The following is a 14,490-nucleotide window of genomic DNA, read 5'->3' as shown; positions in this document are numbered from 1 at the left end:
ATAATTATAAAACATCACTGGGTACAGTATGCTTTCCTCAATTTTTGTGCGTTTTAAAACAGGTTTATCCTATACTGCGATACTCTCTGCGTTGATTATGTCAGGTTGTACCCTGACGGGGCAACAAGAACAACCTCTCACTCCAGCTGCAAAAGCAGAAATGGAGATGAAACAATTTCAAAAAGTGATTGATGACGCTCAAGGGCTAGCATCTTTAGATGTTATTAGAGCCTATATTGGGTTAGAAACATTAATTACTGATCCTCAACTGCATCAGAAAAATATTGATGATACATGGCTCACGCTAACCAAACTCACACCAGAGCAACGCCGTGGCGTTGTTATCAAAGCAGATGAAAATACACTGCAAGGTTGGTTAGATTTACTGAATACCTATGAATACAACAAAGATGATGCTGATAAGCTATCAGCGGCAGTCAGAGAATGGCAGACTCGCTATCCTCGTAATCCAGCGGCATTAACCCTTCCAGCAGCATTATTACGTCTTTCACAACCCTCTGTGAGTACGAGTAGCCAAATCGCATTATTATTACCTTTAACAGGGCAAGCGAAAGTCTTTGGTGAAGCTATTCGCCAAGGTTTCCTTGATGCACAAAGTGGTTTACCGCAACCTCAAGCTATGCCAACAGCACCGCAAGAGCCTAAAAAAGATGACAGCCTTGCATCAATTTTAGAAGAGTTGGGCATCAATAATACAGAGACGCCAGCAACAGATACGGCAAAAGAAACAACCGAAAATACGCAAGCGACTCAAGATCAAGGAAAAGAGAGCTCAACATTTTCTGGTGATACAACATTACGCTTAGATCCTATTGCACAAAACTCACGCCAAGTGATTGTTTATGATACCAATAGCCAGCCTATTGATGTTTTAATGAAAAAAGTGCAGCAAGACGGCGCTAGCTTAATTGTTGGCCCGCTGCTAAAACCTGAAGTCATGAAGACGATAGAGCTTCAAAGTGGTTTACCTGTATTAGCACTCAATGAGTTAGATAATGTGCCTTCTGCAACCACGGTTTGCTTCTTCTCGCTTTCGCCAGAAGATGAAACACGTAATGCGGCACAACATTTACGTCAGCAACAAAAATCAAACCCATTAATTATTGTTCCTGATAATAAATTTGGTCAAAGAATGGCTCAAACATTTGCTGATGAGTGGCAACGCACAGGTGGTGGCACCGTTTTACAACAAACTTTTAGTTCTGTTGATAGCTTAAAAGCCTCTATTAACCGTGGTGTGGGTATTCGTATGACAGGTACGCCTGTTCTACCAACAGCTAATGCACCTTTACCATTAGAGACACAATCTATTCCATCTGCGGGTGGTGCCATTGATTCGGTTTACATCATTGCCACCAGCGATGAATTAACCTTAATTAAGCCAATGATTGATATGGCGATCAGCACCCAAAAACGTCCACCAATTTATGTTAGTTCGCGGAGTAACCAAGGTGGAACAGGCCCTGATTTCCGTATGGAGATGGATGGTATTCAATTTAGTGATATTCCATTGATGGCTGGCGCTAATTTGCCGTTAATGCAAAAAGCATCCAGCAAGTTTGCGAACGATTACTCATTAATGCGTCTTTATGCCATGGGAATTGATGCATGGTCATTAGCAAACAATTACAATGATCTGACAAAAGGCACATTACGTTTTAATGGTATTTCAGGTTCATTACGTGTTGAAAACAACTGTACTGTTTATAGAGAACTTCCTTGGATGCAGTTTAAACAAGGTAAAATTGAACCTGTGGTACAGTAATACACATATTTAGTTATCATTAAAATAAACCGCCATAAAGGCGGTTTATTTTATGAGTGAGATAAAGAAGGAAATCATGGATGATTTTTTCTAAAAACCCTTATTTTTTAGGGCTGTATTATGAGCAAAAAGCGCTAAAATATTTACGCCAACAAGGATTAATATTGATTGAGCGTAATGTCCGATATCCCTGCGGAGAAATTGATCTTATTATGCAGGAAAAGAGGACATGGGTATTTGTTGAGGTTCGTTTTAGACGTAACATCTTATTTGGTGATGCAATAAGCTCTATTACTGCCTCAAAACGACGTCGCTTGTGGCGTACAGCACAGTGTTGGTTAGCACAACGCCAAGAAAGTATCGAGACATCAGACTGTCGCTTTGATATTTGTGCATTTAATCAACGCCAGCTAATATGGTTAAAAAACATTCTCGATTATACGGAATTTATTCGTTAAATTAGATTATATAGGTCTTAACGTGCTTGATAGAATCAAAGTCTGCTTTACAGAGAGTATTCAAACTCAAATTGCAGCAGCAGAAGCATTACCAGATGCCATTTCCAGAGCCGCCATGATGATGGTTCAATCTTTGTTAAACGGCCATAAAATATTAAGCTGTGGAAACGGTAGCTCAGCAGCAACAGCACAGCGATTTGCCGCAAGCATGATCCATCGTTTTGAAACTGAGCGCCCAAGCTTGCCTGCATTATCGTTAAACACAGATAGCGTTGTGATGACTGCAATTATGGGGAATCAGCAGCACGATGAAATCTATGCAAAACAAGTGCGTGCATTAGGACAAGCTGGAGATGTGCTACTTGCTATCTCAACGCACGGTAACAGCAGAAGTATTATTAAAGCCGTTGAAGCCGCTGTTACACGAGATATGACCATTGTTGCATTAACAGGTTATGATGGCGGAGAGCTTGCTGGGTTATTAGGCCCTCAAGACGTTGAAATTCGTATTCCATCTCAACGCACCGTCAGAATACAGGAAGTTCAGATGCTAACAGTCAATTGTCTCTGTGATTTGATTGATAATACATTATTCCCACATCAGGATGACTAAGGAGTTACTATGAAATTGCTTCCTATCACTGCAGTGCTGTGTTCTGCGCTTTTACTGCAAGGTTGTATCGGCGCAGCTGTTGTCGGCACAGCCGCAGTTGCGGGTAAAACTGCAACCGATCCTCGCTCATTAGGGCAACAAGTTGACGATGGTACCTTGGAAGCTCGTGTTTCTGGTGCTCTAAACAAAAACGAACAGATCAAGAAAAGTAATTCACGTATTGTGGCGACTGCTTACCAAGGCAATATTCTGTTAACAGGTCAAAGCCCTGATATGTCTGTTGCGAATACGGCAAAACAAGTCGCAAGTCAGGTTGAAGGGGTGAATAACGTCTACAACGAAGTGCGCCAAGGTGAGCCTGTGACATTAGGCACTGCATCTTCAGATACATGGTTAACAACCAAAGTTCGCTCTCAAATTTTAGGCAGTGATTCAGTAAAATCCTCTTCTGTAAAAGTGATCACTGAAAATGGTGAAGTGTTCTTGTTTGGTATTTTAACCCGCCAAGAAGGGGCTGCTGTTGCAAAAATTGCCAGTGAAACCAAAGGGGTAGTAAAAGTCACTACCGCATTTACTTACCTTAACTGATCCCATTGCTAATATCGTTTTTAGATTATCCTGACAGTATCGGTCTTTATAATAAAATGACCGATACTATCAGTTTCTTTCTCGACTAAAACTCGCCTTCACTCAACAAGCAGTTAGCGTCTTAACATCCCTTTATCAATGATAAAATCGATAATCGTTTCCAAGCCCACTTTTTCTTTTAGATTTGTGAAAACATAAGGCTTCACAGGGCGCATTCTTGCTGTGTCTGCTTCCATCACTTCTAATGATGCTCCAACATAAGGTGCTAGATCGATCTTGTTGATCACGAGTAGATCGGAATGAGTAATACCAGGACCACCTTTACGAGGGATCTTTTCGCCTTCGGCAACATCAATTACGTAAATAGTTAAATCAGCAAGCTCAGGGCTAAATGTCGCACTTAAGTTATCACCACCGCTTTCCACAAAAACGATATCAAGATTTTTGTGGCGCATAGCTAATTCTTCAACCGCCGCAAGGTTCATTGATGCGTCTTCACGAATAGCAGTATGAGGGCAACCGCCCGTTTCGACACCAATAATACGATCCGCATCTAATGCTTCAGCACGTGTTAAGATCTTGGCATCTTCTTGAGTATAAATATCGTTAGTCACAACCGCGATTTCATAAGTGTCGCGCATTGCTTTACAAAGAACTTCTAACAGTGCGGTTTTTCCTGATCCAACAGGGCCACCCACACCAATACGTAGTGGTTGATTATATTCTTGCATATAGATTTCTCATGAACGAAAAAGTCGAGTGTATTGTGTTTCATGGCGACTACTGGCAATAATTTGTGCGGGTGTAAAACTCCCAATATCTTCCGTTGCCCAATGTGCGGATTGCTCAACAATTGCAGGGATCTGCTCTGCTAATGTAAACAATATTTTCTGCCCCGCACTTTGCCCTAATGGGATCAGTTTTACGCCTGACATCACTGTATTTTCAAGCCAACCCCAAGCGTAAGCACAACATAACTTTTCAGAGGAGATATTCCATTTCACAGCAGCTAACGCAAACGCCATGAGTTGTGTCTGTTTTACACATGCTTGTAAAGTTTCATCTAACTCAATATCTAATTGAGGAAGTAAACGAGCAAAAGCGATACCTCGTTGGCGCTCTTCTTGTCTTAACTCTTTAGTTTCACGACTTGCGACAATAAAATCACACCAATATTTCACTTCACTCATTTTGGCTTGTGCCAAATTTTCTTGTAATCGCCGTAAGATAGGGAGCTCTAACGTTGCTATAGTGCTGGTCATTTGGGTACTTAACCAATCCGATAATGTTTGCGGACAACAAACCCAACCCTTTTCAATCGCCCACTCTAATCCTTGGGAATAAGTAAACGATCCCACAGGTAAAGAAGGACTGACTAATTGATATAAGCGCAGATCTGCAAGCATCAATAGGCTCCCTTATTCAAATAATTAGTGATGATGATGGTGATCGTCATGAGAGTGATGGTGATGATGACCACCTGACGATCCACCATAAGCGCCTGGCTCAGGTTGGTATTTCTCTAAACCCACCACTACATTGGCGCCTAAACCTCTCGCCATATCATCTAAAACATGATCATGAAAATAGCGACACCAACCCGCTTCGATTTGTAATGGAACATGACGATTACCTAAGTGGTAACAAACACGAGCCAATAACAGCGGATCGTCACTATACACGGTTGAAACTTGCTCTTTAGCCGCTTCAATCGTTACCAGCGTATTATCTTCTGACAGTAAGATATCGCCCTCTTTTAGCACCGTACCACGGGGCAAAAATAGCCCAGCTTCTTGCCCATCACTTAAGGTTACTTTTAAACGACTTTTGGTTCTTTCATCCATCGTTAAGCACAAAGTAAGAGCCTGTTTTTCCGAAGTTGCTATTTCAAGCGCTTTTTGTTTATCAATAAGTTGAGTAAATCTTTTCATTCTCTACATTCTCGGTAAAACGCTGATCAAAAGAGGAAATAGCGTTGTGCCATAGGTAATTGCGTTGCAGGTTCGCACACTAATGGCACACCATCAGCTTTCACAATATAGGTTTGAGGATCAAGCTCGATATGAGGCACATAACTATTGTGGATCATCGAAGCTTTAGTCACATTACGACAACCTTTAACACGACCAATTAAGCTCTTTAAGCCCAGCTTTTCAGGTACACCTGCGTCGATCCCCGCTTTCGACATAAAGATCATCGACGTTTGATATTTCGCTTTACCTAAACACGCATACATTGGACGATAATGCACAGGCTGAGGCGTTGGAATAGCCGCGTTAATATCACCCATTGGCGCATAAGCCACCATGCCACCTTTCATGATCAATGCGGGTTTCACACCAAAGAAAGCCGGATCCCATAAAACCAGATCAGCCAATTTTCCTTTTTCAATAGAACCAACTTCATGTGCAATACCATGCGCTAAAGCAGGATTAATAGTGTATTTCGCCACATAGCGTTTAATACGATGGTTATCACTTTCAGGTGTGTCACCTTCTAATATGCCACGTTGTAATTTCATTTTGTGTGCACATTGCCAAGTACGAAGGATCACTTCACCTACGCGCCCCATTGCCTGCGAGTCCGACGACATAACAGAAATAGCGCCCATATCATGCAAAATATCTTCTGCTGCGATAGTTTCACGGCGAATACGAGATTCAGCAAAAGCCACATCTTCAGGAATAGAAGGATCAAGGTGATGGCAAACCATCAACATATCAAGATGCTCATCTACCGTGTTAATGGTATAAGGCATTGTAGGATTGGTTGAAGCGGGGAGAATATTCGGCTCTCCGACTGATTTAATTACATCGGGGGCGTGCCCCCCACCCGCGCCTTCGGTGTGGAAAACGTGGATCACACGACCAGCAATTGCTTTCACAGTTTCTTCATAGAAACCGCCTTCATTTAAGGTGTCAGAGTGAATAGCAACTTGCACATCCATTTCATCGGCAACATTAAGGCAGTTATGAATTGCCATTGGTGTTGCGCCCCAATCTTCATGAATTTTTAAACCAATAGCACCCGCTTCAATTTGCTCACGAACGGCTTCAGGTTGACTCACACAGCCTTTACCAAATAAACCAACATTAATCGGGAGTTCATCAACAGCCTCTAACATGCGGTGCATGTTCCAAATACCCGGAGTGACTGTGGTTGCATTTGTTCCAGCTACTGGTCCTGTACCACCACCAATAAACGTGGTGACACCAGACACCAAACCTTCTTGTGCTTGTTGAGGGCAGATAAAGTGAATATGCGTATCAACGCCACCTGCGGTAACAATTTTACCTTCACCAGCAACCACTTCAGTAGCAGGCCCTACAACAATATCCACATTAGGCTGTACATCAGGATTACCAGCTTTACCGATACCCACAATGCGACCATCTTTAATACCGATATCCGCTTTTACGATACCCCAATGATCTAAAATAATGGCGTTTGTAATAAGTACATCGACACATTCAGCATTGATGACTTGGCTCTGCCCCATACCATCACGAATAACTTTACCACCACCAAACTTGACTTCTTCGCCATAAGTGGTGAAGTCTTTTTCAATTTCAAGAAAAAGCTCAGTATCGGCTAATCGCAGACGGTCGCCAGTTGTTGGGCCAAACATATCTGCATAAGCTTGACGTGAGATAGTTTTCATTTTTTCTCACTCTCCAATTTACCCATCACTTTGCCATGAAAACCGTAAATTTCACGTTTTCCTGCAAAAGCCACCAATTCGACTGTGCGGCTTTGACCGGGTTCAAAACGAACCGCCATGCCCGCTGGAATATTTAAACGAAAACCCAAAGTGCCTTCTCGTTCAAATTTCAGTGCGTCATTCACTTCATAAAAATGATAATGAGAACCAACTTGCACGGGTCTATCACCATGATTGGCAACCTGTATTGTTTTTGTCTCTCGACCGGCATTAAGCTCGATATCCCCTAATGCCTGATTAACTCTAATTTCACCGGGTATCATGTTGTTACCTACACAATAGGATCGTGAATAGAAACAAGCTTTGTGCCATCAGGGAATGTGCATTCTACTTGAATGTCTTTGATCATTTCTGGCACCCCTTCCATGACTTGTTCTGCCGTCAAAACAGTACGTCCATCACTCATCAATTGGGCAACAGTTTTACCTTCGCGCGCGCCTTCCATAATGGCGCAACTGATAAGTGCAACCGCTTCAGGATAATTAAGCTTGAGCCCTTTCGCTAAACGTCTTTCAGCAACAAGACCCGCTGTAAAAAGCAGTAATTTATCTTTTTCTCTTGGTGTTAATTCCATTTCTGCTCCTAAAATTAACGATTATGTCGCCCATATACGAGGCGGCTCAGGGCAATACCCTAACCAGTGTTGTCTGACGGTTTGCCAAACTTGAGCAAAACACGCCATCATCGGCTCTGTTTGCGAGCCTAATAACCGTAAAACTAAAATACCGTCTACATCCGTTAAACCATATTCGATAACAGGATCGTAAGTGGCTGAAGAAATCTCAACGCTCTGTTGAATAAGGTTTTTTAATTCGTCTGTTGCGGGATAAATATAAAGTGACCCCAACATAGGAAATTCACGCATGGCAGCCGATCTTTTTTGTAAACCATCGACAAAAAGCGACTCAGTTAATGTCAACTTTTCATCAATATAGAAATTTAAACGCCCTTTTACATTGCCATTTTCAAACCATTCATTTAAAACAGGGCGACCAAAACATTGGATTTCCCAGCCAATAAATCTGGCTGTAGATGCAATATGAATATGCGTTTCTAGGCAAACTTGAGCTTCAGGAAAAAAGATATTTTCTTGAGGTAACCACTCTAAAAAACCATTAGCTGCCACTTTTAAGGTTTGAACTTGCCGAGCAACACCGCCTGCACTACGGTAAAACTTAGTGGCTCCAGGTGTTGTAAGCAACGCGTGCGCTTGAGGCTGCACATCAATATTGATCAATAGGTTATCGCCACCAACCACACCGCCTGGGGGATGAAGCAAATAAGTGTGTGCAATACCTTGCTCAGGATAAAAAGGACGCTGAACCATTAATGGGCCGATATGGCGCTTTTCTGTAAGACGTGTTATTTCACGTTTTACTTCATAACGTAAAACGATTTCAGCAAGCCAACCCTTCCCTGAAAAGTCAGACATACTCACTCCTGCCAACTCGGCAAAATTATCAATAAATCAGGAAAATATGTGAATACATACAGCGCTATCCATAAGATTGAGTCATTCAAAATCAAATAGAAAATAAGCTAATGAATGTTGGATAGGGTGTGGATAAAAGACAAACAGTGGTATCCTAAGAACAGGATAATCTCCTTCGTCTTTGACGCGCGATTCTACACCTTATTACGAAAAATGCGTTTTGAATAAATAACAATTTATTTAGAAAAAATGACACTGTTTAAAATAAATGTAAAAAATGAGCAAATATCTATATTGTCATGTTTTATCAGCAAGATTATATTCTGTTTTGCTCTCATTCAGCTTTGCATGACAACACTAATTTAAACTAGAATAATCTCTCTATTTATTATTCTAGACGTGGCTTATCAGTTTATACAGCAAATGAGCTAATTTTGAGTATTGTTCATTTAAGCAAGATTAATGCTTAACTTGCCTACGGTATATCGGAGATCATGGAATACAAACACATCCTGTCCTCTAACCAAATGTCTTTAAAAACGTTTTACATCGAAAACCCGATGATAGCGATGGTTAGTGGCGCAAAAGGTACAATTTGCATCAATGGGCAAACTATTGATGTATCAAGCCATTTAACGCTTATTATTCCGAAATATAGTCAAATTTCTTGCGATATTGTCAGCCAATTTACGCATAAATCTATTGAACTACACACTCTGGTGTTATGTGAAACAGAGCTTCAATCGGTTTTCTCTTTACTAAAACCTTTAATTAAATCTAGCTCGCCACTCACAAGCCACCTTCCGTCTTACCATTTATCAACTCCTGAAGTGATAAAAAGTAATTTTGGAATTTTAAAACAGTGTTTACCGCTACCACATGGCTCTCCATCACAAGAAACCATGTTTATGCAGCAGTGCTTATTCTTTATTTTAATGGCGGTACATCAGGCAGGTGTGGATATTCTAAATATCTTTCGTTTTAACTATGATGAGCCGAAAAATCAGGCCATTACACACCTGATAACACAAGATCCACAGCGAAAATGGCATTTAGAAGATGTCGCAAAAACATTGTTTACGACGCCATCGACATTACGTCGGCATTTAAATAAAGAAGGGGTTTCATTCTGCCAATTGCTATTAGATGTCAGAATGGGGATCGCTTTAAACTACCTCACATTCTCTAATTACTCGGTATTTCAAATCAGCCATCGTTGTGGATTTGGAAGTAATGCTTATTTTTGTGATGCCTTTAAACGTAAATATGGCATGACACCGTCACAGTTTCGCATTCAATCTCGTCAAGCTAATGATCCATCGACGATAAACAAAATGTCAGAAAAAATTGCAGAGCCAGAAAGTAAAGTGTTTCCGACCTTATAAAGGTGTTACAAATTATTTTTCTTTAAAAAGGCTATTCCACCCATTAGTCGCATCTGATTTAAGATCCACTGTTGCCGTTTTAAGGTATAAGCAGAAGGTTTATTTACGTGATAAATATGCGGGTTAGGCAATACCGCAGCCAATAATGCAGCTTCATGGCTTGTAAGTTGTTTCGCTGGCTTTCTAAAATAGTGTTGAGAAGCCTGCTCTACACCGAAGATCCCATCACCAAATTCAACAATATTCAGATACACCGTTAAAATACGTTTTTTTGACCAAATAAGCTCGACAACTGGCGTCATTCCCGTCTCAAGCCCTTTTCTTATCCAACTACGACCATCCCATAAAAAGAGATTTTTGACCGTTTGCTGAGAAATAGTCGATGCACCACGTAATGTTTTCCCGTTGTTATGATTTTTTTTGAAAACTTTCTCAATAGCATCAAAATCGAAGCCCCAATGTTTGGGAAAATTTTGATCTTCAGAAGCAATAACGGCTAAATACATCACAGAAGCTATCTCTTTTTCACTTACCCAAGTAGAATGTGATACATAAGAGAAATCAAACTCACTCCAAGCAGAAATTTGTCTTTGAACCATAACAGCAGAAAAAGGCACAGGTAAAAAAGAAAACAGCACAACTGTTAACAGCCATAAAGCAATTAAAATAATTAATAGTTTCTTTAACTTTCTCACCAGTACCATCTGCTGTTTTTACCTACTATTTATGCCATCTCAAGGACTTTCTTAACTAGTTTCTCAATACCTACCTGTGCTTGTGCAATAGATTGTGCAAGCATATACGCAGGAGTTGTGACAACACGATATTTTTCATCAACAACAATATCATCAACCGGGCAATCTATATGGATGCCACCCATCTTTTCAATTGCACGAGCTGTTTCTGCGTCATTTCCAATTGTTAATTTTACTGGAGAATTTAACATTTTTGGTAACATTACAGGCGCAATACATATTAACCCTAATGGCTTATTTTGCTGATGCATCTCTTGTACAAATCTTAAGAGATCTTTGTTAATTTCACAGTCACTCCCTTTTGTTGCGAAATTGCATAAATTCTTCGCTGCACCAAAGCCACCAGGAATAATGACAGCATCAAAGTTTTCAGCCTTTGCCTCTGATAAAGGGGAGATTTTTCCACGAGAAATACGAGAAGATTCTTCCATCATATTCCTTTTTTCTGATTTTTCCTCACCTGTAATATGATTAATTACAGTTGGTTGCAAATCATTAGGTGAAAAATAATGAACTTCAGCATTATTTTGGCTTAAAGCAAGCATTGTGAGCACTGATTCATGGATTTCACTCCCATCGAATACACCACAGCCACTTAAAATTACCGCAATTGATTTCATATCTTTCTCCGTTTGTAGTAGATTACTAGTTACCCATTTATAGGTGTAAACACCAATCGGCATCACATATTTAAATGTTTCTTGTAACAAAAAAACTTATCTTTGCTATTTTGTTGCTTGTATGATGTATGGAATAGTTTCATCCTATTCGCCTATGTAATGAGAATCAAAAAAAGCGGATAGAAAAGTTTCCCTGGTGTTGGCGCAGTATTCGCGCACCCCAACTTCGGTTGGGGTTATTTTTTTCTAGCGTCTGCCAACCAGTTTCTTAAACTTTCTACATCCTTTCTCCAATCCTTCCCTAGCTCATCGACCCACTCTTGTACATTGTCCCACCAAGCAGGTAATTCCGGTGATTGGATCTGTTTAGCGAGTTGCTGTAAATGTTTTAAACCAATAGAACCTGCTGCACCTTTGATTTTATGTCCTTCCTCAGTGATGCCCTTCTGATCACGCGCTGTTAGGTTAGATTCAAGAACTGACATATAACTTGGCATCATCTTTTCAAAAACATCTAAACCATCAGTGATTAATTGAGGTCCGACAAGTTCGATGTATTGATTCAGCATGTCTATATCTAATAATTCTTCATTTTTATTCAACAATTCCGATGACTCATTACATGGCACAGAAACCGCACCATCACCCCAGAATTTGTTGATAATCGCGGTAAGTGCATCCACAGAAAGTGGTTTACTTAGCACATCATTCATTCCCGCATCCAAATACTCTTTTTTGTCTTTCAAAACATTTGCTGTTAAAGCGATAAGAGGAGGAAGTTCATTACTGTCGAATTCTTGACGTAATTTTCTTGAAATATCGAAGCCAGTCATATCAGGTAATTGAATGTCTAGTAGCACTAAGTCATATTCATCAGGCTTAAACATCGATAACGCTTCTTGTCCTGTCATTGCCACATCAACGGTATTACCCAATTTTTCTAAAACAGAGCAGGCAACAATCACGTTAAGTTCTATATCTTCAACAAGCAGAATATTTAAAGCAGGTAATAAGAGTTCATCATCACTTTCGATATCGTGGTGCTCTTCAATCGCAGGAGCGACGATAGAGAGGGTAAAGGTAGAACCCTCACCTAACTCACTCTCAACACGAATATCGCCGCCCATATGCTGTGCTAGGCGTTTTGAGACAGCAAGTCCGATACCCGTTCCCGTTGCAGAACGACCACCTTGACTATCATTGACTTGATAGTACATAGCAAAGATCTTCTCAAGCTCACTTTTTGGAATACCAATTCCGCTATCTTTCACTTCAAATAACAACTTATCTGGCGCTTCTTGCCAAATACGCACTTTGATTTCACCTTCTTGAGTAAATTTCACAGCATTACCAATGAGATTCCATAAGATCTGACGTAATCGAGTCCCATCAGAGGTTATCTTATGCGGTAGCGTTTCTTCAGCTTCGAGTGTGAATTTCAATCCTTTTGGCTGTACTAACAATCCAGACAGGTTTTCTAAATCAGAAATAAATTCAGTAAAGTCAATTGGCTGGTTATCTAACTGAATTTTTCTACGCTCAATTTTGTCCATCTCAATCACGTCATTAAAAATATTCCCTAACGTAATCGCACTCACATGGATCGTTTTTAAGTAATTGAGTTGTTCTGGTGAAAGCTCGGTATCCAATAAGATACGGCTTAATCCAACAATACCATTTAGCGGTGTACGCAATTCATGGCTGATTGTTGAGATAAAGGTGGTTTTATCACGGCTCGCGTTCTCTAATGCGTCTTGATAGCGCTTACGCTCTGTAATGTCACGTCCAAAGCCCATTAAGCCATGACGTTTACCAATACGATCATAAAACGGCACTTTGCGCAGTTCAAAACAAGCCTTGCGGCCATCAGGATAAACTAACCACTGCTCATAAGTGAGCGACACATTATGACGGAAGACTTTTTCATCCGTTTCCATCACTTTTATCGCAATATCTTCGTCATACACATCAAATGGTGTTAAACCGATAAGTTGCTTTTCACTTTTGCCTGTCAGTAATTCCGTCGCACGGTTACATCCTGAAAATTCATTATCTTCATTGCGGTAATAAACTAAGTCAGGAGAGGCATCTAAGAATGAGCGTAAAAGTGAGGATTGCTGTTCAAGCTCGATTTGCGTCAATTCACGACGCTTCATTTCACTTTTTAGTTTTTCTAGTAGTTCAAGGTGTGCTTTTTCAACTTTTTCACGCTCTTGAATTTCCAAGTTTAATTGCTCAATATTCTCTTTCAATTGAGAGTTAAGCTCTAAGTCGCGCTGGCGCATTACACCTAGTTTATCCACCATACGAGATAAACGGCGTCGTGATTCTTCAAGTTGTTCAACCACAACAGAGAGAAAATAGACAGCCCAAGGCGTAATAATCAGCCCAAAGAAAATAGAGCGAACAAGGTCAATACTGGTAACATCACCTGCAAGCAAGAATGTCACCGCCATTTGAACAACCATCGCTAAAACAACTAATGCAGAAGCTAACAACAATGAGAAGCGAATTAGCCCCAGCCTCATCATTAAGTCAACGTAGTATTGGGCAAGCCCTTTGAGCAATTTCATTGAAAACTCCAATATATTGAATCTATGGAATGATAACCCAAAAATGAATTGGCGCAGTGGCGAACATTCAGAAATCTTGCTAAGAGTGGTTATTTCTCATTACTTTGTTTGATTTAACCCTCTATTTTCTCTCAACGAATCTATTCAGACATATGCATTCATAAAAATAATACAAAAACTAAGCAACATAGACGATAGCAATATCAACGATAAATAGACCTTATTAGAAAAAATTCAATTTGTCTTTTTTTATACAAAATGTATAAAAACAATAAAACTCCAAAATCAATATATTCAGTAGAATAACTCACTACCCGTTTTTATCATTAAAGGATGAGATAAAGCTAAAGCGCTCAAATAAAGTGATATAGCTCACATTAAAAAATCGCTCTCATACTATTTTAAAATAGAATAATTTAGTTATTAATCAATGCATTAAAATAAAAATATCCTTATCTATTTTATCTCAGTCAAATATCCCTACACATTGACCTGATTTTTATTTATCGATAAGTTGAAAAGGCATTGCATAGCAATATAAAAAACACTCCAAGCTAGG

15 protein-coding genes are annotated in these 14,490 nt (G+C 40.0%); 5 read left to right on the top strand and 10 right to left on the bottom strand.

Annotated elements, in window-relative coordinates; all coding sequences use genetic code 11:
• Positions 1-28 precede the first annotated feature (28 nt).
• The 4 genes from JEP71_RS06725 (at position 29) to dolP (ending at position 3,445) form a co-directional block, all read left to right on the top strand.
• Positions 29-1,786, top strand: coding sequence for a penicillin-binding protein activator (locus tag JEP71_RS06725; protein WP_198625955.1), 1,758 nt, complete (start codon positions 29-31; stop codon positions 1,784-1,786).
• A gap of 80 nt (positions 1,787-1,866) precedes the next feature.
• The gene (locus tag JEP71_RS06720; RefSeq protein ID WP_198619290.1) at positions 1,867-2,244 is read left to right on the top strand and encodes a YraN family protein; all 378 of its coding nucleotides are present in this window, start codon (positions 1,867-1,869) and stop codon (positions 2,242-2,244) included.
• Between the two features lie 22 nt (positions 2,245-2,266).
• Complete coding sequence (gene diaA, locus JEP71_RS06715; RefSeq protein ID WP_004245257.1) at positions 2,267-2,857, top strand: DnaA initiator-associating protein DiaA; 591 nt, start codon at positions 2,267-2,269, stop codon at positions 2,855-2,857.
• 9 nt (positions 2,858-2,866) lie between these two features.
• The gene (gene dolP / locus JEP71_RS06710; protein ID WP_023582845.1) at positions 2,867-3,445 is read left to right on the top strand and encodes a division/outer membrane stress-associated lipid-binding lipoprotein; all 579 of its coding nucleotides are present in this window, start codon (positions 2,867-2,869) and stop codon (positions 3,443-3,445) included.
• Positions 3,446-3,558: 113 nt separating this feature from the next.
• Here dolP and ureG read toward each other — a convergent pair whose 3' ends face one another.
• Genes ureG through JEP71_RS06675 form a run of 7 tightly spaced genes read right to left on the bottom strand, consistent with a single transcriptional unit; the run spans position 3,559 to position 8,598 of the window.
• Positions 3,559-4,176, bottom strand: a complete 618-nt coding sequence (gene ureG, locus JEP71_RS06705) for an urease accessory protein UreG (protein WP_006535303.1) — start codon at positions 4,174-4,176, stop codon at positions 3,559-3,561.
• 9 nt (positions 4,177-4,185) lie between these two features.
• Entirely contained in the window at positions 4,186-4,851 is a 666-nt protein-coding gene (locus JEP71_RS06700; protein ID WP_198619289.1) for an urease accessory protein UreF, read from the bottom strand.
• Between the two features lie 24 nt (positions 4,852-4,875).
• Complete coding sequence (gene ureE / locus JEP71_RS06695) at positions 4,876-5,376, bottom strand: urease accessory protein UreE (protein WP_196573643.1); 501 nt, start codon at positions 5,374-5,376, stop codon at positions 4,876-4,878.
• A 26-nt stretch (positions 5,377-5,402) separates the two neighbouring features.
• On the bottom strand, positions 5,403-7,106 hold the full coding sequence (gene ureC / locus JEP71_RS06690) for an urease subunit alpha (RefSeq protein ID WP_109371909.1): 1,704 nt from the start codon (positions 7,104-7,106) through the stop codon (positions 5,403-5,405).
• Positions 7,103-7,429: an urease subunit beta gene (locus JEP71_RS06685; RefSeq protein ID WP_069368686.1), complete on the bottom strand. Its 327-nt coding sequence runs from the start codon at positions 7,427-7,429 to the stop codon at positions 7,103-7,105. Before JEP71_RS06685 ends, ureC begins: the two co-directional genes overlap by 4 nt.
• An 8-nt stretch (positions 7,430-7,437) precedes the next feature.
• Positions 7,438-7,740, bottom strand: coding sequence for an urease subunit gamma (locus JEP71_RS06680; RefSeq protein WP_198619288.1), 303 nt, complete (start codon positions 7,738-7,740; stop codon positions 7,438-7,440).
• A 21-nt stretch (positions 7,741-7,761) separates the two neighbouring features.
• Complete coding sequence (locus tag JEP71_RS06675; RefSeq protein WP_198619287.1) at positions 7,762-8,598, bottom strand: urease accessory protein UreD; 837 nt, start codon at positions 8,596-8,598, stop codon at positions 7,762-7,764.
• Between the two features lie 494 nt (positions 8,599-9,092).
• Between JEP71_RS06675 and JEP71_RS06670 the strand changes: the two genes are divergently transcribed.
• Positions 9,093-9,983 carry an AraC family transcriptional regulator gene (locus JEP71_RS06670; RefSeq protein ID WP_196532370.1) on the top strand — a complete coding sequence of 297 codons (891 nt, stop codon included), beginning with the start codon at positions 9,093-9,095 and terminating at the stop codon, positions 9,981-9,983.
• Positions 9,984-9,988: 5 nt separating this feature from the next.
• On the opposite strand, the gene mtgA is transcribed toward JEP71_RS06670, so the two are convergent.
• The 3 genes from mtgA to arcB form a co-directional block, all read right to left on the bottom strand.
• Positions 9,989-10,687 (bottom strand): monofunctional biosynthetic peptidoglycan transglycosylase, encoded by a 699-nt coding sequence (gene mtgA / locus JEP71_RS06665; protein WP_196532371.1) that lies wholly within the window; start codon positions 10,685-10,687, stop codon positions 9,989-9,991.
• A 20-nt stretch (positions 10,688-10,707) separates the two neighbouring features.
• Entirely contained in the window at positions 10,708-11,358 is a 651-nt protein-coding gene (elbB, locus tag JEP71_RS06660) for an isoprenoid biosynthesis glyoxalase ElbB (RefSeq protein ID WP_198625954.1), read from the bottom strand.
• 236 nt (positions 11,359-11,594) lie between these two features.
• Positions 11,595-13,931, bottom strand: coding sequence for an aerobic respiration two-component sensor histidine kinase ArcB (arcB, locus tag JEP71_RS06655; RefSeq protein WP_198625953.1), 2,337 nt, complete (start codon positions 13,929-13,931; stop codon positions 11,595-11,597).
• Positions 13,932-14,490: the final 559 nt, after the last annotated feature.

The organism is Proteus sp. PR00224, from assembly GCF_016238105.1.
Classification (GTDB): Bacteria; Pseudomonadota; Gammaproteobacteria; order Enterobacterales; family Enterobacteriaceae; genus Proteus.
Note: the sequence above shows the minus strand (reverse complement) of the source record. Positions and strands in the feature narration are given on the sequence as shown.